This is a genomic window from Baekduia sp. (assembly GCF_035318805.1).
GTDB lineage: Bacteria > Actinomycetota > Thermoleophilia > Solirubrobacterales > Solirubrobacteraceae > Baekduia.
The window spans coordinates 1-19,863 of the sequence record NZ_DATHDY010000120.1 but is presented as its reverse complement, the minus strand read 5'-3'; the positions used below and the strand labels follow the sequence as shown (position 1 = coordinate 19,863).

General features: G+C 73.3%; 21 protein-coding genes and 1 pseudogene. 9 read left to right on the top strand and 13 right to left on the bottom strand.

What is annotated here, in order from left to right:
* Positions 1–83: 83 nt before the first annotated feature.
* Positions 84–344 carry an excalibur calcium-binding domain-containing protein gene (locus VK501_RS24340; RefSeq protein WP_324342136.1) on the top strand — a complete coding sequence of 87 codons (261 nt, stop codon included), beginning with the start codon at positions 84–86 and terminating at the stop codon, positions 342–344.
* Positions 345–448: 104 nt separating this feature from the next.
* On the opposite strand, the gene VK501_RS24335 is transcribed toward VK501_RS24340, so the two are convergent.
* The 13 genes and pseudogenes from VK501_RS24335 to VK501_RS24280 all read right to left on the bottom strand — a co-directional run bounded on the left by VK501_RS24335 (position 449) and on the right by VK501_RS24280 (position 12,942).
* A complete protein-coding gene (locus VK501_RS24335) occupies positions 449–700 on the bottom strand; it encodes a hypothetical protein (protein ID WP_324342135.1) in 252 nt (83 codons plus the stop codon).
* A 44-nt stretch (positions 701–744) separates the two neighbouring features.
* Complete coding sequence (soxR, locus tag VK501_RS24330; RefSeq protein WP_324342132.1) at positions 745–1,209, bottom strand: redox-sensitive transcriptional activator SoxR; 465 nt, start codon at positions 1,207–1,209, stop codon at positions 745–747.
* A 46-nt stretch (positions 1,210–1,255) separates the two neighbouring features.
* Complete coding sequence (locus VK501_RS24325; protein WP_324342131.1) at positions 1,256–1,555, bottom strand: DUF1501 domain-containing protein; 300 nt, start codon at positions 1,553–1,555, stop codon at positions 1,256–1,258.
* Positions 1,556–1,954: 399 nt separating this feature from the next.
* Positions 1,955–2,062: pseudogene (locus VK501_RS28995) on the bottom strand (DUF1800 family protein); the annotation flags it as partial.
* Positions 2,063–2,427: 365 nt separating this feature from the next.
* On the bottom strand, positions 2,428–2,988 hold the full coding sequence (locus VK501_RS24320) for a histidine phosphatase family protein (protein ID WP_324342130.1): 561 nt from the start codon (positions 2,986–2,988) through the stop codon (positions 2,428–2,430).
* Positions 2,985–3,653: a 6-phosphogluconolactonase gene (gene pgl, locus VK501_RS24315; protein WP_324342129.1), complete on the bottom strand. Its 669-nt coding sequence runs from the start codon at positions 3,651–3,653 to the stop codon at positions 2,985–2,987. The genes VK501_RS24320 and pgl overlap by 4 nt, the downstream gene beginning before the upstream one ends.
* Positions 3,654–3,676: 23 nt before the next feature.
* The gene (locus VK501_RS24310) at positions 3,677–5,659 is read right to left on the bottom strand and encodes a glycoside hydrolase family 15 protein (protein WP_324342128.1); all 1,983 of its coding nucleotides are present in this window, start codon (positions 5,657–5,659) and stop codon (positions 3,677–3,679) included.
* Between the two features lie 49 nt (positions 5,660–5,708).
* Positions 5,709–6,770 carry a glucose-6-phosphate dehydrogenase assembly protein OpcA gene (locus VK501_RS24305; protein WP_324342126.1) on the bottom strand — a complete coding sequence of 354 codons (1,062 nt, stop codon included), beginning with the start codon at positions 6,768–6,770 and terminating at the stop codon, positions 5,709–5,711.
* An 8-nt stretch (positions 6,771–6,778) separates the two neighbouring features.
* Positions 6,779–8,317, bottom strand: coding sequence for a glucose-6-phosphate dehydrogenase (gene zwf / locus VK501_RS24300; protein WP_324342124.1), 1,539 nt, complete (start codon positions 8,315–8,317; stop codon positions 6,779–6,781).
* Positions 8,314–9,243: a phosphogluconate dehydrogenase (NAD(+)-dependent, decarboxylating) gene (gene gnd / locus VK501_RS24295; protein ID WP_324342122.1), complete on the bottom strand. Its 930-nt coding sequence runs from the start codon at positions 9,241–9,243 to the stop codon at positions 8,314–8,316. The genes zwf and gnd overlap by 4 nt, the downstream gene beginning before the upstream one ends.
* Positions 9,244–9,246: 3 nt before the next feature.
* A complete protein-coding gene (locus VK501_RS24290; RefSeq protein ID WP_324342119.1) occupies positions 9,247–10,860 on the bottom strand; it encodes a hypothetical protein in 1,614 nt (537 codons plus the stop codon).
* Complete coding sequence (tal, locus tag VK501_RS24285) at positions 10,857–11,972, bottom strand: transaldolase (protein ID WP_324342118.1); 1,116 nt, start codon at positions 11,970–11,972, stop codon at positions 10,857–10,859. Before tal ends, VK501_RS24290 begins: the two co-directional genes overlap by 4 nt.
* A 61-nt stretch (positions 11,973–12,033) precedes the next feature.
* Positions 12,034–12,942 (bottom strand): ROK family protein, encoded by a 909-nt coding sequence (locus VK501_RS24280; protein WP_324342117.1) that lies wholly within the window; start codon positions 12,940–12,942, stop codon positions 12,034–12,036.
* Between the two features lie 129 nt (positions 12,943–13,071).
* Here VK501_RS24280 and VK501_RS24275 point away from each other — a divergent pair, with 129 nt between their 5' ends.
* From VK501_RS24275 to glpX, 8 genes are all read left to right on the top strand, one after another.
* Positions 13,072–13,710 (top strand): RNA polymerase sigma factor, encoded by a 639-nt coding sequence (locus VK501_RS24275; RefSeq protein WP_324342116.1) that lies wholly within the window; start codon positions 13,072–13,074, stop codon positions 13,708–13,710.
* Positions 13,711–13,775: 65 nt separating this feature from the next.
* Positions 13,776–14,003 (top strand): zf-HC2 domain-containing protein, encoded by a 228-nt coding sequence (locus VK501_RS24270; RefSeq protein ID WP_324342114.1) that lies wholly within the window; start codon positions 13,776–13,778, stop codon positions 14,001–14,003.
* Complete coding sequence (locus VK501_RS24265; RefSeq protein WP_324342113.1) at positions 14,000–15,376, top strand: NAD(P)/FAD-dependent oxidoreductase; 1,377 nt, start codon at positions 14,000–14,002, stop codon at positions 15,374–15,376. Before VK501_RS24270 ends, VK501_RS24265 begins: the two co-directional genes overlap by 4 nt.
* Before the next feature lie 219 nt (positions 15,377–15,595).
* Positions 15,596–16,288 carry a glycosyltransferase family 2 protein gene (locus tag VK501_RS24260; protein ID WP_324342111.1) on the top strand — a complete coding sequence of 231 codons (693 nt, stop codon included), beginning with the start codon at positions 15,596–15,598 and terminating at the stop codon, positions 16,286–16,288.
* Between the two features lie 219 nt (positions 16,289–16,507).
* Positions 16,508–17,014: a hypothetical protein gene (locus VK501_RS24255; protein ID WP_324342109.1), complete on the top strand. Its 507-nt coding sequence runs from the start codon at positions 16,508–16,510 to the stop codon at positions 17,012–17,014.
* On the top strand, positions 17,014–18,222 hold the full coding sequence (locus tag VK501_RS24250) for a PLP-dependent aminotransferase family protein (RefSeq protein ID WP_324342107.1): 1,209 nt from the start codon (positions 17,014–17,016) through the stop codon (positions 18,220–18,222). Before VK501_RS24255 ends, VK501_RS24250 begins: the two co-directional genes overlap by 1 nt.
* 21 nt (positions 18,223–18,243) lie before the next feature.
* Positions 18,244–18,651 (top strand): hypothetical protein, encoded by a 408-nt coding sequence (locus VK501_RS24245; RefSeq protein ID WP_324342104.1) that lies wholly within the window; start codon positions 18,244–18,246, stop codon positions 18,649–18,651.
* Between the two features lie 60 nt (positions 18,652–18,711).
* The gene (gene glpX / locus VK501_RS24240; RefSeq protein WP_324342102.1) at positions 18,712–19,719 is read left to right on the top strand and encodes a class II fructose-bisphosphatase; all 1,008 of its coding nucleotides are present in this window, start codon (positions 18,712–18,714) and stop codon (positions 19,717–19,719) included.
* Positions 19,720–19,863: the final 144 nt, after the last annotated feature.

Here is a 19,863-nt window from a genome sequence, read left to right as displayed (position 1 = left end):
GCGCGATGCTGGCCCATTGGGGAGGCGAACTTGCCGAGCAACGCTCTACGGTCCGCAGACCTGTCCTCGAGCCATGGAGACCCATGCGCCATCGATCCATCGTGCTCGTCCTGTCTGCGTGCGCCGCCGTCGCCCTGCCGTCCGCTGCGCAGAGCGCCGCGCCGACCAAGCAGAAGTGCGACCGCAACTACTCCGGCCGGTGCCTGAAGCCGAACGTCAGCGACTACGACTGCGCGGGCGGCAGCGGCAACGGGCCCTACTACGTCTCCGGGCCGTTCCGAGTGGTCGGCAGCGACCACTACCGGCTCGACGCCGACCACGACGGCATCGCCTGCGAGCGCTAGGGGAACACTGGCCCAGAGGGCCAGGTTCCCTTGCGGGTCTTCGCCCAGGGGGCGAAACCCGCGGCGGGTCAGGGACCCCCTAGCGGCGCGCCGCGCCCGCCCGGTCAGCGCCCGGCGTAGCCCTCGTCGTCGTGGTGGCGCTGCACGCCGTCGTCGGTGAGCGCCCAGGTGCCGTCGGCAAGCTGCTCGACGAGGCCCTCGACGTAGAGCGAATGGAGGTTCAGCGGCGTGCGCATGTCGTCGCGGCCCCGGCCGATCGCCACGTCGACGTCGGCGATCGCCACGCCGCTGCCCGACTTGCCGCCGGACAGGTCCCACAACGCGGTCGAGACGTGGGCGAGGTCCCGGCGGCTCATGGACCGATGGTCGCAGCTGCGGCGCGCGGGGTGAAGGCGGGCCGCTATCCCGTCGAGGCGACCGTGGGCGGGCGGTCGCCGACCCAGTAGCGCGCACCGGGCCCGAGGCGGGCGGCGCGGTCCTCGGGGTTGGACAGCTGGCAGCGCTCCAGGGAGAGGCAGCCGCAGCCGATGCATTCCGTCAGGCCGGCCTTCAGGCGCTCCAGCTCGGCGATGCGCGCGTCGATCCGCGACGTCCACGTGCGCGACAGCGCCGACCAGTCGCGGCGTGTCGGCGCGCGGTCGGGCGGCAGCTTGGCCAGCTCGGCGCCGATCTCGTCGAGCGTCAGGCCGACGCGCTGGGCGAAGACGATGAACGCGATGCGGCGCAGGACCGGCCGCGGGTAGCGGCGGTGGCCGGAGCCGCCGCGGACCGACGTGATGAGGCCGCGCTCCTCGTAGTAGCGCAGGGCGGACGCCGCGACGCCGCTGCGCTTCGCCGTCTCGCCGATCGTCAGCAGCATGGACATGCCCGCACCACAGCACGCCGGGCGCTGAAGTTCAAGTGCGCTTGAGCTATGCCGCGACGAGCGCCGGCCGCGCGAAGGTCGCCGCGCCCGGGATGATCGGCCCGGCGTCCACGCCGTACCACTGCTCCAGCAGCGAGCAGTGGACGCCGCGGAAGTCGCTGGTGACCTTCAGGTTGCTGTGCTCGTCCAGCGCGGTCAGGCCCGGGAACTCGCCGACCATCTGGCCGGCGGCCTTGGCGCCGATCACGAACGACGCGCCCGCCGCGCCGTGATCGGTCCCGCCGGCGTTCTCCTGCGGGCGGCGGCCGAACTCGGTCCACACGTGGGCAGCGCGGAGTCGGCCCACTGGCGCAGCTTGGCCAGCGACTCGGCGCTCAGCGCGGGGTCGCCGACGGCGGCCAGCGCGGTGGCGACCGCTCCGGTGCCGTCCTCGGCGTCGGGGTAGGTGCTCGGGGCGCTGGTCGGGACCTGCGTGGGCTGCAGCGCGACGGCGGTGGTGTGCCAGCGCCCCCGCCAGGTGGACGTGTCGATCCAGGGCTCGTCGTCCCAGCCGCTGACGTTGGGCGGATAGAAGAGCGTCTGACCGGTCTCGTCGGCGAGGTAGGCCTTCCCCGCCTTGCCGAAGATCGACCTGGTGGTGTTGTCGTGGTAGCCGGGATCGAGGCGGAAGTTGTAGAGGCCCTGGGCGGCGCTGTAGTGGGCGCGCCAGCCGGTGAGGGCCTTGGCCGCCCATCCGGATGTCGTCCTCGGTGCAGGCGCCGCGGTCGGCGCCCAGCGTGAACAGCTCCATGACCTCGCGGGCGTAGTTCTCGTTCGGCGAGCCCTTGCGGTTGTCGATGCCGTCGAGGAACACGAGGGGGAGGGCGCGGGCGTGACGGGCGCTCAGCGCGGGCGGGGTCGTGCGGCAGGGTCGTGGTCCGGGGGCGGTGACGGCGAGGTTGCGCGTGCGGCCGGCGTGGCCGGTCTCCCGCAGGCGCCCGGGGCGGGGAAGCGCCGTCGTTGCCGGAGACTCGGGCGGGGAGTGGGCCTGTTGGGCGCGGTGGGGGCGCGGCGTTCGGGCCCACCCCCGGGCGCCCGCGGCAGACCGATCCGGCTCGCGTCACCGCTCGCCCCGGTCGTCATCGCCCCCAAATCACGCCACGGCGTCCGACCAGCGCCGCGCGCTGGACGCCGCTCACGCCGGCGGCACGCCGCCCGCTCCCGCGCCCCGGGCCCACCTCACGTGTTCCACGCCAGCAGCGCGCGCACGTCGCGCTCGAAGCCCAGGCGGCTCACGGTGCCGGTGTCGAGGACGAGGCGGCCGCCGAAGGCGGCGGGCTGCTCAAGCCAGCGTGCGGCGAGCACGCGCAGCACGTGCCCGTGGGCGACGATCGCGACGTCGCCGTCGAGCTGCAGCGCCTCGGCGATGACGCGGTCCACGCGGGCGGCGACGTCGTCGCCGGTCTCGCCGTGGGGCACGCCGTCGTCCCAGAGGTACCAACCCGGCCGGCCCTCGCGGATCTCCGTGGTGGTGATCCCCTCGTAGTCGCCGTAGTCCCACTCGAGCAGGTCGTCGCGCATCTGCGCGTGCTCGCCGAGGCCGGCCAGCTCGGCGGTCTCGCGCGCGCGGCTCAGCGGGCTGACGAGCACCGCGGAGAAGTCGTGACCGGCGAGACGGTCGCGCAGGGCGCGCGCCGCTGCGCGACCGTCATCGGTCAGCGGGATGTCGGTGAGGCCGGTGTGCCGGTGGGCCTTGGCCCACTCGGTCTCGGCGTGGCGGATCAGCCACAGCTCGTTCATGCAGGCAGCGCGGCGTTGTCGGCCATGACGAGCAGCTTGGCACGGTCCAGCAGTGACGCGGGCACGGAGCGGTCCGGGCCCGCCATGACGCGCGCGAGCGCCTCGGACTTGCCCTCGCCGGAGACCAGCAGGACGATGCGGCGCGAGCTGTTGATCTTGGGCAGCGTCAGCGTGATCCGCTCCGGCGGCGGCTTCGGCGAGTCGGTGATCCCGACCGCGACGCCGTGGGCGTCCAGCACCGGGTGGTTGGGAAACAACGACGCGGTGTGCCCGTCGGGGCCCATGCCCAGGTGCGTGATGTCGAGGACCGTCGCGCCGAGCTCGCGGGAGTACTCCATCGCGCCCTCCGAGGGCCCGAGCGTCGACGGCATCGGATGCCACACCGCGCCCCGCGCGCGCAGCCGCTCCTTGACCTGGCCGTGGTTGGACTCCGGGTCGTCGAACGGCACGCAGCGCTCGTCGCCGTACCAGAGGTGCACGCCGGTCCAGTCGTCGAGCTGGCTGTCGAGCAGCTCGTAGGTCCGCATCGGCGTCGTGCCGCCGGCGAGGGTCACGTGGGCGACGCCGCGCGCCTCGCGGGCCTCGCCGATGGCGGCCACGAGGTCGCGCGCGGCGTGGCGGGCGAGGCCTTCGGCATCGGGCTGACGGATGAGCTGGACGGGCATGGTCCTCCAGGGGAGCGGATGGTTCAGGTGGAAGTGTCGCCGGTGACCGTGCGCGGGCGCACCCGGGCGTCGCCGTTGCCGCCGTGGCCGTTCTCCCGGCGCCGCGCGTCGAGCGGCTGCTGGGCGGACGCCAGCTCCTGGTCGGCGCGGATGACGTGCATCACGGCGTTGATCAGCGCCAGGTGGGTGAACGCCTGCGGGAAGTTGCCGAGGTGGCGGCCCGAGCGCGGGTCGATCTCCTCGGCGTAGAGCAGCAGCGGCGAGGAGTAGCTGAGCAGCTTCTCGCACAGCTCGCGGGCCCGGACCGCGTCGCCGATCTCGGCCAGCGCGCTGACGAGCCAGAACGAGCAGATCGCGAACGCGCCCTCCTCGCCGCTCAGCCCGTCGTCGGTCTCCTCGACGCGGTAGCGCAGGACGAGGCCGTCGACGCTCAGCTCGTCGGCGATCGCGTTGACCGTCGCGATCATCCGGGGATCGTCGGGCGGCAGGAAGCGCACGAGCGGCATCAGCAGGCACGAGGCGTCCAGCGCGGTCGTGTCGTAGTGCTGGACGAACACGCCGCGGTGGTCGACGCCGCGCGAGCAGATCTCGGCGTGGATCTCGTCGGCGGCGGCCTGCCAGCGTGTGGCCCGCTCGAGGTCCTCGCGCAGCCGCGCCAGGCGCGCGCCGCGGTCGCAGGCGACCCAGCACATCACCTTGGACGAGACGAAGTGCCGCGGCTCGCCGCGCACCTCCCAGATGCCGCGGTCGGGCAGCTTCCAGTTCTCGATGGCCGCCTCGACCAGGCGGCACAGCAGCGGCCAGACCGTCTCGGGCAGCTCGTCGCGCGACTTGGTGTGGAGGTAGATCGAGTCCAGCACGGCGCCCCAGACGTCGTGCTGGCGCTGGTTCCACGCGGCGTTGCCGACCCGGACCGGCCGCGCGCCCTCGTAGCCGTCGAGATGGTCGAGCGTGCGCTCCTCCAGATCGCGCTCGCCGCCGATCCCGTACATGATCTGCAGCTCGCCGTGGGACGCGTCGGCGACGTCGGCGATGAAGTAGAAGAAGTTGTTGGCCTCCCAGTCGAACCCGAGCGTGTAGAGGCCCCACAGCGCGAACGTCGAGTCGCGGATCCACGAGTAGCGGTAGTCCCAGTTGCGCTCGCCACCGGGCGTCTCGGGCAGCGACGTCGTGGGCGCGGCGACGATCGCGCCGGTCGGCGCGTAGGACAGGCCCTTGAGCGTGAGCGCGCTGCGCTGCAGGTAGCCGCGCCACGGGTGGTCGGGGAACTCGCCGTGGGCCAGCCACTCGTGCCAGAAGTCGGCGGTGCGCACGAGGCGGTCGTAGGCCTCGTCGTAGGTCTGCGGTGCCGGATGCGTCGTCCACGAAAGCGCGACGAACGCGGTGTCGCCGTCGCGCAGCGTCGTCCGCGCCCGGGCGCGGTGCCCCTCGAACCCGAGCCGCAGGTCGGTGGTCAGATGCAGCCGCAGGTCGCTGCCCTCGGCCGTGGCCTGCGCGTGGTGGTAGCCGGTGCTCGTGTACTCCCAGGACGGGTGGACCGCCCCGTACTCGAACACCGGCGAGCACTCGAGGTTCATCTCGACCGACCCGTTGACGCAGCGCATCGTGCGCAGCAGCACGTGGTCGGCGTCGTAGTCGGTCGGGCTGCGGCGGTGCGACTCCGAGCGCTCGTCCTCGTGATGCCACGGGCCGACGAGCAGGACGTCGCGGACGATGACCCAGCCGGTGCGCGTGCCCCAGGTCGTCTCGACCATCATCGTGCCGGGCACGTAGCGCCGGCCGGCGGGGACCGTCTGGTCGACGGGGCCGAGCCGGAAGCTGCCGGCGTCGCGGTCCAGCAGCGCGCCGAAGACCGACGGCCCGTCCATGCGCGGCAGGCACATCCACTCGATCGCGCCGCTCGGGGCGACGAGCGCGGTCGCCTCGCAGTCCGAGAGGAACGCGTACTCCGCGATCGGCGGGAACGGACTTCCTCCGAGTGGGACGTCGCCGACGATCTGCCGCATCGCGCACGGACGCTATCTGACCGGGGACGCGGGCCCGCAGATCCGCGCCCTACGGCAGCAGCGTCTCGGCCGCCGCCAGCGCGGGCGCGTACGTCGGGTCGCGCAGCAGCGCCTGGCGGATGCCCTCGCCGAGGATGCCCGCCTCGCCGCGCGAGGCGCCGAGCACGGTCCACTCGCGCTCGGTGCCGCGCTTGTGGCGGTAGCGCGCGCGCAGGCCGCCGGGACCGCGGTCCAGCGAGAACTGGCGGCCGGCCGCGGTCTCCAGCGTCAGGCCGGCGAGGCCGCGGACGCCGAGCGTCGGGTCGGGCTCGAGGCGGATCTTGACGTCCTGGCGCCGGGCGCGGGCCGAGCCGTCCCACACGCCGCGACGCCACACGAGCCGGCTCGTGCGCCACTCCAGGCGCGAGGCCAGCCAGCCGACCAGCAGCAGCGCGGAGGCCGCGGAGTCGGGGTGGTGGCGGATCGTCACCGACGAGATCGTCCGCAGGTCGGGCCGCAGGGGCTCGGGGTCGAAGGTGGCGGCGATGCGCTCGCGCCAGGGCGTGGAGCGCAGCCACGCGAGGTCGACCACGTAGGCCTGCTCGGAGAGCTGGCGCGCACGGTGGATCGCGTCGTCGGGGTCGGGCTCGTCGACGCTGTCGAGCAGCACGATCTGGGCGAGGTCCAGCAGGCTGTCGACCGCCTCGGGGTGGCCGTGCGGCGACCACACGCAGGTCAGCAGGTCCGTGACGACGAGCGGATCGACGATCCGGTCCAGGTGCTTGAGGTGGCGCTCGCCGACCTCGACCACGATCGTCTCGCGCAGCAGCCCGATCTCGCCGTGGCGGACCTCGGACGGCGCCGCGATCGTCGCGACCGCGTCGAGCTTCGTCCGCCCGGGCTCGACCGAGCAGACGATCGTGCGCGACGGGTGGTAGCGCCCGACGCGGCGCAGGCGGTTGGCGACCTCGCCGGCGTAGGCCTTGTCCACGACGCACACGAGGTTGAGCACGCGCGCCGGCACGTAGCCGGCGTTCTCGCGGTGGATCTGCGACAGCGCGGCGCGCAGCGCGGCGTCGATGTCGCCGGGCTTGGTGTCGCGGGCGCTCCAGACGGTGTCGATCGTCGCCATCCGGTCTCCTAGATCGCCCGCCAGTGGGCGTCGCCCTCGAGCAGCCGCTCGGCCTCGGCCGGCCCGTGCGTGCCGGCCTCGTACTGGGGCAGCGGCCCCGGCGTCGCCTCCCACTTGGTGACGATCGGGTCGCAGATCTCCCACTGCGCCTCGACCTCGTCGTTGCGGGTGAACAGCGTGGCGTCGCCGCGCATCGCGTCGAGGATCAGTCGCTCGTAGGCCTCCGGCGACTGCGACATGAAGGACGTGCCGTACAGGAACTCCATGTTGACCGGCCGGATCCGCATGCGGCTGCCGGGGATCTTCGCGCCGAGCGAGAGCGACACGCCTTCGTTGGGCTGCATGGTCAGGATGAGCTGGTTGGGACGCACGCCGACCGAGCCGTCGTGCTGGAAGGCGAGATGCGGCACCGGCTTGAGCGTGATCGCGATCTCGGTCATCTTGCGCGCCAGCCGCTTGCCGGTCCGCAGGTAGAACGGGACGCCGGCCCAGCGCCAGTTGTCGATCTCCAGGCGCAGCGCCGCGTAGGTCTCGGTGTTGGAGTCGGGCGGCACGCCCTCCTCCTGGAGGTAGCCCGGCACCGTGTCGCCGCCGACCGTGCCCGGCCCGTACTGCGCGCGGACCGCGACGTCGTCGACGGTCTCCGGGGTCGGCTTGATGACCGAGCGCAGGACCTTGACCTTCTCGTCGCGGATCTCGTCGGCCTCGAAGTGCACCGGCGGCTCCATCGCCACGTGGCACATCAGCTGGAGCATGTGGTTCTGCACCAGGTCGCGCAGCGCGCCCGCGTTGTCGTAGTAGCCGGCGCGCGTGCCGATGCCGATGTCCTCGGCGGCGGTGATCTCGACGCGATCGATGTAGTTGCGGTTCCACACCGGCTCGAAGAGGCCGTTGGCGAACCGGAACGCGAGGACGTTCTGGACGGTCTCCTTGCCGAGGTAGTGGTCGATGCGGAAGACCTGCTTCTCGTCGAAGACCGACAGCACGTGGCGGTTGAGCTGCCGCGCCTCGGCCAGCGTCGTGCCGAACGGCTTCTCGATGACCGCGCGCACCTCGGCGCCCGGGTGGTGGGTCAGCCCGTGCTCGCCGAGCTGCCCGACGATGACCGGGAAGAACTCCGGAGCGGTCGACAGGTAGAACGCGCGGTTCAGCGGCTGGCCGGCGGCCTCGTCGAAGGCGTCGAGCGCCTCCCTGAGGCGGTCGTAGACCGTGTTGTCGTCGAAGCTGCCCGAGATGTAGCGGACGTTGGACAGCAGCTCCTCGAGCACCGTCTCGTCGGGCTCGCGGCGGCTGAACTGGCGGATCGCGTCGGCGGCCTGCTTTGCGTACTCCGCGTCGGGGAGGTCGCTGCGCGAGCTGCCGATCAGGTTGAAGCGCTCGGGCAGCGCGCCCTCGTGGGCGAGGTTGTAGATCGCCGGCAGCAGCTTGCGCCGGGCCAGGTCGCCCGTCGCCCCGAAGATGACCAGCGTCGTGGGGTGGACCGGAAGCCGCTCCAGCCCCGCGACGAGCGGGTTGTCCGGCGCCTCCTGCAGCGGGCCGATCGTCACCCGTCCGCCCTTCGCTGCACCGCGTGGCCGCCGAACTGCGCCCGCAGCGCCGCGTTGACCTTCGCGGCGAAGTCGCCGCGCGTCTGCGTGTTGTAGCGCTCGAAGAGCGCGGCGGTGATGACCGGCATCGGGATCCGCCTCTCGACGGCCTCCTCGACCGTCCAGCGGCCCTCGCCGGACTCGGCGACGATCGGCTCGAGCGCCTCGAGCCGGTTGCCCTCCTGCTCGAAGGCCAGCGCCGCGAGCTCGCAGAGCCACGAGCGCACGACCGAGCCGTTCATCCAGAGGTGGGCGATCTTGGCGTTGTCGAGCTCGTACTCGGAGGAGTCGAAGAGCCCGAAGCCCTCGGCGTAGGCCTGCATCATCCCGTACTCGATGCCGTTGTGCACCATCTTGACGTAGTGGCCGGCGCCGGTCGGGCCCATGTGGCCCCAGCCGGGACCGTGCTCGCCGGGCGGCGGGGCCAGGATGTCGAAGAACGGCGCGAGCCGCTCGACGGCGCGGTCGGGCCCGCCGACCATCATGCAGTAGCCGACCTCCAGGCCCCACACGCCGCCGCTGGTGCCGACGTCGACGTAGTTGATGCCCTGCTTCTTGAGGATCGCGGCGCGGGCCTTGTCGTCGGTCCACTTCGAGTTGCCGCCGTCGACGATGGTGTCGTCCTTGTCGAGCAGCTTGGCGAGCTTGTCCACCGTGTCCTGGGTGGCGTCGCCGGCGGGCACCATGATCCAGATCGTGCGCGGGGCGTCGAGCTTCTTGACGAGGTCGGCCAGCGAGCGCGCCCCGACGGCGCCGAGCTTGCCGGCGGCGGCGATGTTCTCCTCGTGGTGGTCGTAGGCGACCACGTCGTGGTCGGAGTCGCGCTTGATCCGGGCGACCATGTTGCCGCCCATCCGGCCGAGGCCGACGAAGCCGATCTGCGCCATGGGTTAGAGGTTCTCCTTGATGGTGCGCAGCGCCGCGACGGGGTCGCCGCGGAGCGCGAGGCGCTCCGCCGGCAGGCCCAGGTCGCGCAGGACGAGCAGGTCGCCGTCCGCCTGCGCGCGCTTGAGGGTCTCGAAGGTGTAGGACTCGCCGGGGACCGGCACGTCCTCGTCGGCCTCGTGCAGGAGCTGCAGGAAGCGACCGACCGGGGGACCGCCCTTGTGCAGCTGGCCGGTGGAGTGCAGGTAGCGCGGGCCGTAGCCGAAGGTCGTGGCCATGGTGGTGCGGTCGCGGATCATCCCGCGCAGGCTCGCGACCTCGTCGTCGAACTCCTCGCTCGGCGCGAGGTAGCCCTGGATCGCGACGTAGCAGGGCGGCCCGGCGTTCAGCAGCGCCTTCAGCGCCGCGGCGTCGGCCTCGGGGATGTCCGGCGGCGTGTCGAGCGCCAGGACCTCCTTGGTCTTGTCCTTGGCCGCCTGCACGTTGGGCTGGTCGAACGGGTTGATCTGCAGCGTCCAGCCGGCGACCGCGGTGGCGAACTCCCACAGCAGCATGATCCGGCCGAGGTCGCGCGCGCCGTGGGCGACGATCGTGATCACCGGCTGCCCGGCGTCGATCAGCCGGGCGGCGACGTCGTCGGAATCGGCCCCACCCGCCCGCTGCTCGTCGTGCAGGTGGACGAAGACGCGGTCGTTGCCGTAGGCCTCGGGCGCGCCGAGCGGCTCGTCGGCGACCGGCAGGATCCCGCGGCCGTGCTTGCCGGTGGACTCGGCGATCAGCTGCTCGACCCAGAGCCCGAAGCTCTCGATCGGCGGGTCGACGATGAAGGTCAGCTTGTCGCGGCCCTGGTAGGAGAGCTCGCCGAGCGCGCAGCCGAGCCAGAGGCCCGGGTTCTGCGCGGGGTCGGCCGCCTGCAGCGCGGGCTCGAGATCGTGGGCGCCCTGCAGCAGCGCGCGCAGATCGGCGCCCAGCAGCGCGGCCGGGACGATCCCGAAGTACGACAGCGCGCTGTAGCGGCCGCCGATGTTGGGGTCGTTGACGAAGACGCGCCGGAAGCCGCGGTCGTAGCCGAGCTGCTCCAGCGACGTGCCGGGATCGGTCACGGCGACGAACTGCTCGCCCCGGCCGCCGGTCCGCTCCCAGAAGTGGTGGAAGGCCGACAGCGTCTCGATCGTGCCGCCCGACTTCGAGGACACGACGAACAGCGCGGTGTCGAGGTCGATGGCCGCCTCGGCGTCGCGCACCGCGTCGGCGTCGGTCGAGTCGAGGACGTGGACGATGAGGCCGTCGCCGTGGGTGCCGAAGGAGCGGCGGAACACCTCGGGCGCCAGCGACGAGCCGCCCATGCCGAGGACGACGGCTTCGCGCAGCCCGTCGGCGTGGGCCTGGCGGGCGAAGGCGGTGAGGTCGTCGACCTCGGCCAGCAGGCGGTCGTGGACGTCGAGCCACCCGAGGCGGTTGCTGACCTCGGGCTGCCCCGCCGGGCCCCACAGCGTGTCGTCGCGGGCCCAGATCCGCTCGGCGACGCGATCGTTCGCGGCGCGCTCCAGGCGCGCCGCGATCGTCGGCTCGAAGGGCGCGGGCACCGCGGCGGCGAGGCCCGCCGCTGTGGTGCTCACGCCACGGCCTTGCGCTTGGACTCGATGCCTTCCAGCAGCTTCTCCATCGGCGTGACGAACGCGTCGACGCCTTCCCGCAGGAGCTGGTCGGTCACGTCGTCGAGGTCGATCCCGGCCTCGGCCAGGGCCTTCAGGTCGGGCGTCGGGTCGAGGTCGACGCGCGGCTCGGTGGCCTCGCTGTGGTCGGCCGCGGCCTCCAGCGTCGCCATCGGCATCGTGTTGACCGTCTCGGGCCCGGCCAGCTCGTCCACGTACATGGTGTCCTTGTACCTGGGGTTCTTGACGCCGGTGGAGGCCCACAGCGGGCGCTGGACCGGTGCGCCGGCGTCGCGCAGGGCGGCGAAGCGGTCGCCGTGGAAGGTGCGCTTGAACGACTGGTACGCGGCGCGGGCGTTGGCGACGCCGGCCTTGCCGTAGAGCTCCTCGGGGCCGCCGAGCTGCTCCAGGCGCTTGTCGACCTCGGTGTCGACGCGCGAGACGAAGAACGACGCCACCGAGTGGATGTCGAGCGACTTGCCCTCGGCCTGGCGGCGCTCCATGCCCGCCAGGAACGCGTCGACGACCCGCTCGTACTGGCCGACCTTGAAGAGCAGCGTCACGTTGACGTTGATGCCCTCGTAGATCGCCTCGGTGATCGCCGGCAGGCCCTCGTCGGTGCCCGGGATCTTGATCATCAGGTTGAGGCGGTCGACGCGGCCCCAGTACTCCCGGGCCTGGGCGATGGTCTTGCCGGTGTCGAACGCGAGGTCCGGGTCGACCTCGAGCGAGACGTAGCCGTCGTAGCCGCTGGTCTCGTCGTAGACCGAGCGCAGGACGTCGGCGGCCTCCTGCACGTCCTGGATGGCGATCGCCTGGTAGATCGAGCGGGCGTCGGCGGTGGGCGGGCCCGAATCCACCAGCTTGGCGATCTGGTCGTCGTACTCGTCGGCGCCCAGGATCGCCTTCTCGAAGATCGCCGGGTTCGAGGTCATGCCGCGCAGGCAGTCCTCCTCGACCAGCTTGCGCAACTCGCCGTCCTGGATCAGCGATCGGCGGATCTGATCCAGCCAGATGCTCGTGCCGAGGGCGGTGAGGCGCGCGAGGCGCTCGTTGACTTGTGCTGCGTTGCTCATGGGTGTTGCCTCCTTGGTCACCATCGATCCTACGACCGCACGACCCGAGGCAATCCCCATTTCACGAGTTGAGCACCTCCTGACTCGCCAGGAGGGCTGCTCCGCGGACCCCGGCCTTCGGTCCGTAGCGGGCGAGACGGATCTCGGTGCGGGTACCCACGCCGGGCAGCACGAACCGGCGGGCGACCGCGCGCGCCGGCTCCAGCAGCAGCTCGCCGGCGGCCGAGACGCCGCCGCCGATGACGATCTGCTCGGGGTCGAACACGTTGATCGCGTTGGCGATCCCGACCCCGAGGCGCTCGCCGAGGATGTGGATGGCCTCCAGGGCGGCGGCGTCGCCGGCGCGGGCGGCCGTCACCACGGCGGGACCGTCGACGAACCCGCGGTCGCGCCCGAGGGCGTCGAGCGCCCGGCCCGCGGCGAGCCGCTCCAGCGACCCGGGCTGCGGCGCCTCGTCGGAGTGCGGCGGTCCGCCGTCGGCGAGATCGGCGCCGATGAGCTGGTGCCCGAGCTCGGCGGCGCCGCCCGTGGCGCCGCGGTAGATGCGGCCGCCGATGACGATCCCGCCGCCGACGCCGGTGCCGATCGTGAACAGCACGAGGCTCTGGGCGATCGGGTGCAGCGCGTCGTCGTGGGCCTCGGCCAGCGCGGCGACCGTCGCGTCGTTGTCGACGAAGACCGGCCTGCGCAGCCGCTCGGTGAGGATCCGGCGCAGCGGCACGTCCTGCAGGGGGACGTTGACGGAGTGGCGCGCCATCCCGGTCGCGAAGTCGACGACCGACGGCACGCCGATGCCGACCGCGTCGGCCGGCCCGGCCTCCTCGATCAGGGCCGCGAGCTGGTCGATCAGGCCCTGCGAGCTGGAGAGCACGGTCGGGCGCAGCGTCGGCTCCGACAGCTGTGAGCCCTCCAAGACCGCGACGGACACCTTCGTCCCGCCGACGTCCACGCCGATGAATCGCTGCGCCATCAGATTCGAGTCCCTGTCTCCCGCGGCAACCGGCCCCGTCACCTCGTTGGCGTCCGACACTCGCGGAGGTTGCCCGCGCACCATTACACGCCGGGCGACCCGCCCGCGTGCAGGCTATTGTCGCGGGCCATGCGGTCCACGCCCGACGCCGACGACCAGGAGCTGGTCGAGCGTGCGCGGGCGGGCGACGAGGACGCCTACGCCACGCTGGTGCGCCGTCACTCGCCCGCGATGATGCGCCTGGCGCGCATGTACGTGCCCACCGCGGCGCTCGCCGAGGACGTCGTCCAGGAGGCGTGGATCGCGGTCCTGAGGGGGCTGGAGCGCTTCGAGGGCCGGTCGTCGTTCAAGACCTGGCTGTTCCGGATCCTCGTCAACCGGGCCAAGACGCGCGGCGTCCGCGAGCACCGCTCGATCCCGTTCGCGTCGCTCGGCGCCGGTGGCGAGGCGGGCGAGGACGGCGACGACGGTCCGACGGTCGACCCGGCGCGCTTCGCCGCCGACGGCGCGTGGACGACCGCGCCGCGCAGCTGGGAGGACGATCCGGAGCTGGCGCTCGACTCCAAGGAGGCGCGGCGGGTCGTGCTGGAGGCCATCGAAACGCTGCCCGAGCGCCAGAAGATCGTCATCACGATGCGCGACATCGACGGGCTGTCCTCCGACGAGGTGCGAAACGCCCTGGACCTCACCGAGACCAACCAGCGGGTCCTCCTGCACCGCGCTCGGGCGAAGGTGCGCACGGCCCTCGAGAACTGGATCGACGCATGACCCCCCGACGATGGCTTCCCTGGCGCACCCGACCGGCGGCCCACCGGCCCGGCGGCCTGGCGTGCGTGGAGCTGGTCGAGCTCGTCACCGAGTATCTCGAGGGCGCGCTGGACGAACGCGACCGGTCCCGGTTCGAGGTGCACGTCGCCGGCTGCGACTTCTGCGGCGCCTATGTGGAGCAGATGCGCATCACCGTGCGCCTCGCGGGACACATCGAGCCCGATGAGCTGGATCCCGAGGTGGAGCGCGGGCTGCTGGACGCGTTCCGCGCATGGAAGGCCGGTGGTGCATGAGCGATCGTCGTGAGGTCGACGTCGTCGTCGTGGGGGCGGGGCCGTCGGGCGAGGTGATCGCCGGCCGGCTGGCCGAGCGCGACCTGGCCGTCGCGCTCGTCGAGGATCGCCTGGTGGGCGGCGAGTGCTCGTACTGGGCGTGCATGCCGTCCAAGGCGCTGCTGCGCCCGGCGCAGGCGCTCGCCGAGGCGCGCCGCGTCCCCGGCGCCGCCGAGGCGGTCACCGGGGAGCTCGACGTCCACGCCGCGCTGGCGCGCCGCGACGACGTGATCCACCACCTCGACGACGGCGCGCAACTGCCCTGGCTGGACGAGCGCGGCGTCCTGCTCGTGCGCGGGCACGGCCACCTCGCCGGCGAGCGGACCGTCCACGTCGGCGACACGGAGCTCGTCGCGCGCCGCGCGGTCGTCGTCGCCGTGGGCACCGCGCCGATGATCCCGCCCGTGCCCGGGCTGGCGGAGGCGCAGCCGTGGACCAACCGCGAGGGCACGACCACCGAGACGCTGCCGGGATCGCTCGTCGTCATGGGCGGTGGACCGGTGGGCGTCGAGCTGGCGCAGGCGTTCGCGACGCTCGGCGTGGAGGTCACGCTGCTGGAGCGCGAGGGCCGGCTGCTGGAGCGCGAGGAGGCGTTCGCCGGCGAGCAGGTCGCCGAGGGGCTGGAGGCGGCGGGCGTGCGGGTGCTCGTCGACGTCCAGGCCACGGGCGTGCGCCGCGGCGAGGACGGCCGCGTGGCCGTCGAGACCGAGGGCGCCGGGACGCTGGAGGCCGACGAGATCCTCGTCGCCTCGGGCCGCCGGCAGGTGACCGACACGCTGGGCCTGGAGTCGATCGGCCTGGACGCCGGCTCGCCGCCGAAGCCGATCGAGGTCGGCGACGACCTGCGCGTGGCCGGCCACGAGTGGCTCTACGTCGTCGGCGACGCCAACGGCAGGTCGCTGCTGACGCACGAGGGCAAGCACCAGGCGCGGATCGCCGCCGACGTCATCTGCGGGCGGGGCGGGCGGATCCGGGGCGGCCTGCCGCCGCGCGTCACGTTCACCGAGCCGCAGGTGGCGGCCGTCGGGCATACGCTCGACAGCGCGCAGAAGGCCGGGCTGAACGTCCGCGCCGTCGACGTCGACACGCAGAGCACCGCCGGCGCCAGCTTCCACGGCAAGGGCACCGACGGCACCTCGCGCATCGTGGTCGACGAGGACCGGCGCGTGATCGTCGGCGCCACGTTCGTCGGCTCCGAGGTGGCCGAGTGGCTCCACGCCGCCACGATCGCGGTCGTCGCCGAGGTGTCGCTGGACGACCTGTCGCACGCGGTCCCGGCGTTCCCCACGCGCAGCGAGGTGTGGCTCAAGCTCCTGCAGGCCTACGGGCTGTAGGGGTGCCGTAGGCGGCCAACGAGGCCGAGGCCCACGACGGCCAGCCGTCGCCGCCGGAGGTGGGTCCCCAGTCGCGATAGCGACACGGTCTCCTAGGGTGCCGTAGGCGGCCAACGAGGCCGAGGCCCACGACGGCCAGCCGTCGCCGCCGGAGGTGGGTCCCCGCCCGACCCACGCGGCGGCGCGACGGCGGGCCCGGATAGGGTCCGCCGTCCCCGCATGAAGATCGCCTTCCTCGTCCCGGCCTACAACGAGGCCGCCACCATCGGCGAGCTCCTGACGCGCATCGACGCGCTGGGGATCGAGCGCCAGATCGTCGTCGTCGACGACGGGTCAAGCGACGGGACCGCGGCCATCGTGGAGGCCTACGCGGCCGCGCACGAGGGCGTCGTGCTGCTGCGCCAGGAGAACCGGGGCAAGGGCGCCGCGCTGCGTCACGGCATCCCCTACCTCGACGCCGACGTCACGGTCATCCAGGACGCCGACCTCGAGTACGACCCGGCCGAGGTGCCGCACCTCGTCGATCCGATCGAGCGGGGGACGGCCGACGTCGTCTACGGCTCGCGCCTGTCGGGCGGCCGCGCCCAGCGGGCCTACATGTTCTGGCACCTGATGGGCAACCGCTTCCTGTCGCTGCTGACCGGCGTGCTGTTCAACACCACGCTGTCGGACATGGAGACGGGCTACAAGGCGTTTCGCACCGACGTGCTGAAGAGCCTGCCGCTCACCGAGGACCAGTTCGGGATCGAGCCCGAGATCACCGGCTGGGTCTGCCGCCGGCGGCTGCGCATCTACGAGGTGCCCATCTCCTATTACGGGCGCACCTACGACGAGGGCAAGAACATCACCTGGCGCGACGGCTTCCGCGCCGTGTGGGTGCTGCTGCGCGTGCGGTTCGCCCGGGCACGCTAGGCCGTCGGCGGGCTGGGCGGTCGAGGCGCTGGGCCGTCGAGGGACGACTGAACCACCGCGGGCGTGGTTGAGTCGTCCCTCGACGTCCGGTACCGTGCGTCGCGCATGCAGCAGGTTCTTCGAGTAGCGATCGCCAGCGCCCCTTAGCGGCCCGCCGACAGCGGGTCCGGCGGCTGGCCGACCCCGCTCGCACTCGATCTCCGGAGATACCTGATGTCCATGCCGTCGCTCGCCGACGACCTGCGGACCGCGCCGACCACGATCCGGCCGTTCCGCCCCGATCCGCTGAAGCCCGCAGCGCTGAGGCGCGCTGCCGAGCGCGCGCACCTCGCCGCCTGGCGGCTGCTGATCGTCACCGATCCCGCCGCGCGGCTCGCGATCCGCGACGCGCACCTGCCGCACTGGCACGCGCACCTCGTGCAGAGCGGGGGCGCGCGGATCCTCGCCGCCGACGCCCCGGCGCTGACCGCGCGCCAGCTCCGCGCCGCCGACGCGTTCGCCCACGCGCTGCACGAGGTGCCGGTCCACGTCGTCGTCCTGGCGCGGCGCGGGGGCGCGCTGCGGGCCGCGGCGCTCGGCGACCTGGCCGACGCGCTGCGCGCCGAGGGGCTGGACGCCGCGCCCGTCCCGTTCGCCACGCGAGCCGAGCCGGACCTCCGGGCACTGCTCGATCTGCCCGACGAGCTGCTGGTCGCCGGCGTCCTCGTCGCGAGGCCCCAGCGCTGATGTCCGTCCCGCAGATCTCCACCGCCCCGCCGCCGGCCGCGGCCCGGCTGCGCGACGTCGCCAGCTCGCCGGTGCGCGAGATCCTGGCGCTGACCCAGCGCCCGGGCGTGATCTCGTTCGCCGGCGGCCTGCCCGCGCCCGAGCTGTTCGACGCGCCCGGCCTGCGGACCGCGTTCGCCGCCGCGCTGGCCGACGACCGCTTCGGCCGCACGCTGCAGTACTCGACGACCGAGGGCGACCCTGCGCTGCGCGCGGCGATCGCCCAGCGGCTCGGCTCCCGCGGGCTGCCGACCGGCGCCGACGACGTCCTGGTCACGAGCGGCTCGCAGCAGGCGCTGACGCTCATCGCCGCCGTCCTGATCGAGCCGGGCGACACGGTGCTCGTCGAGGAGCCGTCCTACCTGGCGGCGCTGCAGTGCTTCCAGATGGCCGGCGCGCGCGTCGTCCCGATTCCCTGCGACGACGACGGCCTGGACCCCGAGGCGCTGCCCGCGCTGGTGCGCCGCGAGCGCCCGAAGCTGCTCTACACGGTGCCGACCTTCCACAACCCGACGGGTCGCACCCTGCCGCTCGAGCGCCGCCGCGCCCTCGCGCAGGCCGCCGCGCGCCTCGGCCTCTGGATCGTCGAGGACGACCCGTACGGCGAGCTGCGCTACCGCGGCGAGCCCGTCGCGCCCGTCGCGTCGCTGCCCGGCGCGGAGGACCGCACGATCGCGCTGTCGACGCTCTCCAAGGTGCTCGTCCCCGGCCTGCGCATCGGCTGGCTCCGGGCGCCCGCCGCGCTGCGCCGCGCGCTGGTCGTCGCCAAGCAGGCGGCCGACCTCCACACGTCGACGATCGACCAGGCCGCCGCGGCCCACTGGCTGGCGCACTGCGACCTCGACGCGCACGTCGCCGGCCTGCGCGCGGCCTACGGCCCGCGGCGCGACGCGCTCGTCGACGGCCTGCCCGAGACGCTCCCCGAGGGGTCGCGCTGGACGCGCCCCGACGGCGGCATGTTCGTGTGGGTCCGGCTGCCCGACGGCTGGGACGCCGACGCGCTGCTGGCCGCCGCGCTGGAGCGCGAGGTCGCCTTCGTTCCCGGCTGGCCCTTCTTCCCGGCCGCGGCGGACCGGGCGACCCTGCGCCTCTCGTTCACCACCCACACGGTCGCCGAGATCGGCACCGGGCTCGGTCGGCTGCGCGCGGCCGTGGACAGCATCCGCTGAGTCCGCCACCCTTGCGGGCAGATGGAATCGCTGGAAGGCATCGCCGAGGCCGACGCGCACCTGGGACGACCGGTCCCGCTGCCCCGCGTCGCCCTGCCGCTGACGCGGTGGGTCGACGTCTGCGCGGTCGGGCCCCGGGCCGTCGAGGTGTCGTGGAACCTCGACGACACGCGGGCCGACCAGCCCGGTCGCGTCGCGCTCTACGCGGGCGCGCAGCCGCCGCCGGAGCGACTGCTGGACGACGCGACCGTGGCCGCGCCGGTGGCCGAGGGCGTCGTGCATCGCGAGGCCCCGCTGGGCGACGCGCAGCCGTCGCTGCGCCCGGTCCACGAGCTGCGCTGGCAGCTCGACGGCCTGCATCTGCGCCTGACCGCGCAGGGCCCGTGGGCGATCGCCGCGCTGGTCGACATCGCGCGCAGCGTGTCCTGAGCGGGCGCTCGGCGGCACGCACCACCGCATCCGCCGAGCCGGGTCCATAGGCTCCCGCCCATGTCGCAGAACGGAAACGGACCCGACCGCAACCTCGCCCTCGAGCTCGTCCGCACCACGGAGGCCGCCGCGCTGGCGGCCGCCCGCATGGTCGGCCGCGGCGACAAGATCGGCGCCGACCAGGCCGCGGTGGACGCCATGCGCCTCGTGCTCGGCACGGTCAGCATGGACGGCACCGTCGTCATCGGCGAGGGCGAGAAGGACGAGGCCCCGATGCTCTACAACGGCGAGCGCATCGGCGACGGCTCTCCGCCCGAGGTCGACATCGCCGTCGACCCGCTGGAGGGCACGACGCTGGCCGCCAAGGGCATGCCGAGCGCGCTGGCCGTCATCGCGCTGTCGGAGCGCGGGACGATGTTCAACCCGGGTCCGATCGTCTACATGGAGAAGCTCGCCGGTGCCGACGACATCGCCGACCTGCTCGACCTCGACCGTCCGCTGACCAAGACCATCGAGTTGGTCGCCGAGCGCCGCGGCGTCGAGATCGGCGACATCATGATCGTGTCGCTGGAGCGGCCGCGCCACGACAAGGTGCTCGACGAGGTCCGCGCGATCGGCGCGCGCGTCCGCCTCATCCAGCACGGCGACGTCAGCGCGGCGATGCTCGCCGTCAGCGACCGCTCGCCGGTCGACCTGCTGTGGGGCATCGGCGGCACGCCGGAGGGCGTCATCTCCGCGGCGGCCATCAAGTCGCTGGGCGGCGGCCTCGTCGGCAAGCTCTGGCCGCGCGACGACGCCGAGCGGCAGGCGGCGATCGACGAAGGCTACGACCTCGAGGCCCAGCTGACCCAGGACGACCTGGTGACGGGCGACGACTGCTTCTTCTCGGCGACCGGGGTGACCGACGGGGACGTCCTGCAGGGCGTGCGCTACCCGTCGAGCCCGCGCCCGGGCGCCGCCACGACCGAGTCGCTGGTCATGCGCTCGCGGTCGGGCACCGTGCGGCGGATCCACGCGCGCCACAACCGCGACAAGCTGCGCGAGTACACCGGCGAGCGCTACGGCTAGATCTGGTTGACCGGCGCGCCGGGCTTCTCGCGCTCCTGCACGGGGGCGGGCGCGTCGTCCGACGAGTCGGGTCCCGTGAAGCGCCCGATGGGGGAGATGTCGAGGTCCCGGCGGACCAGCGAGCGCAGGAAGAACTTGCAGGCG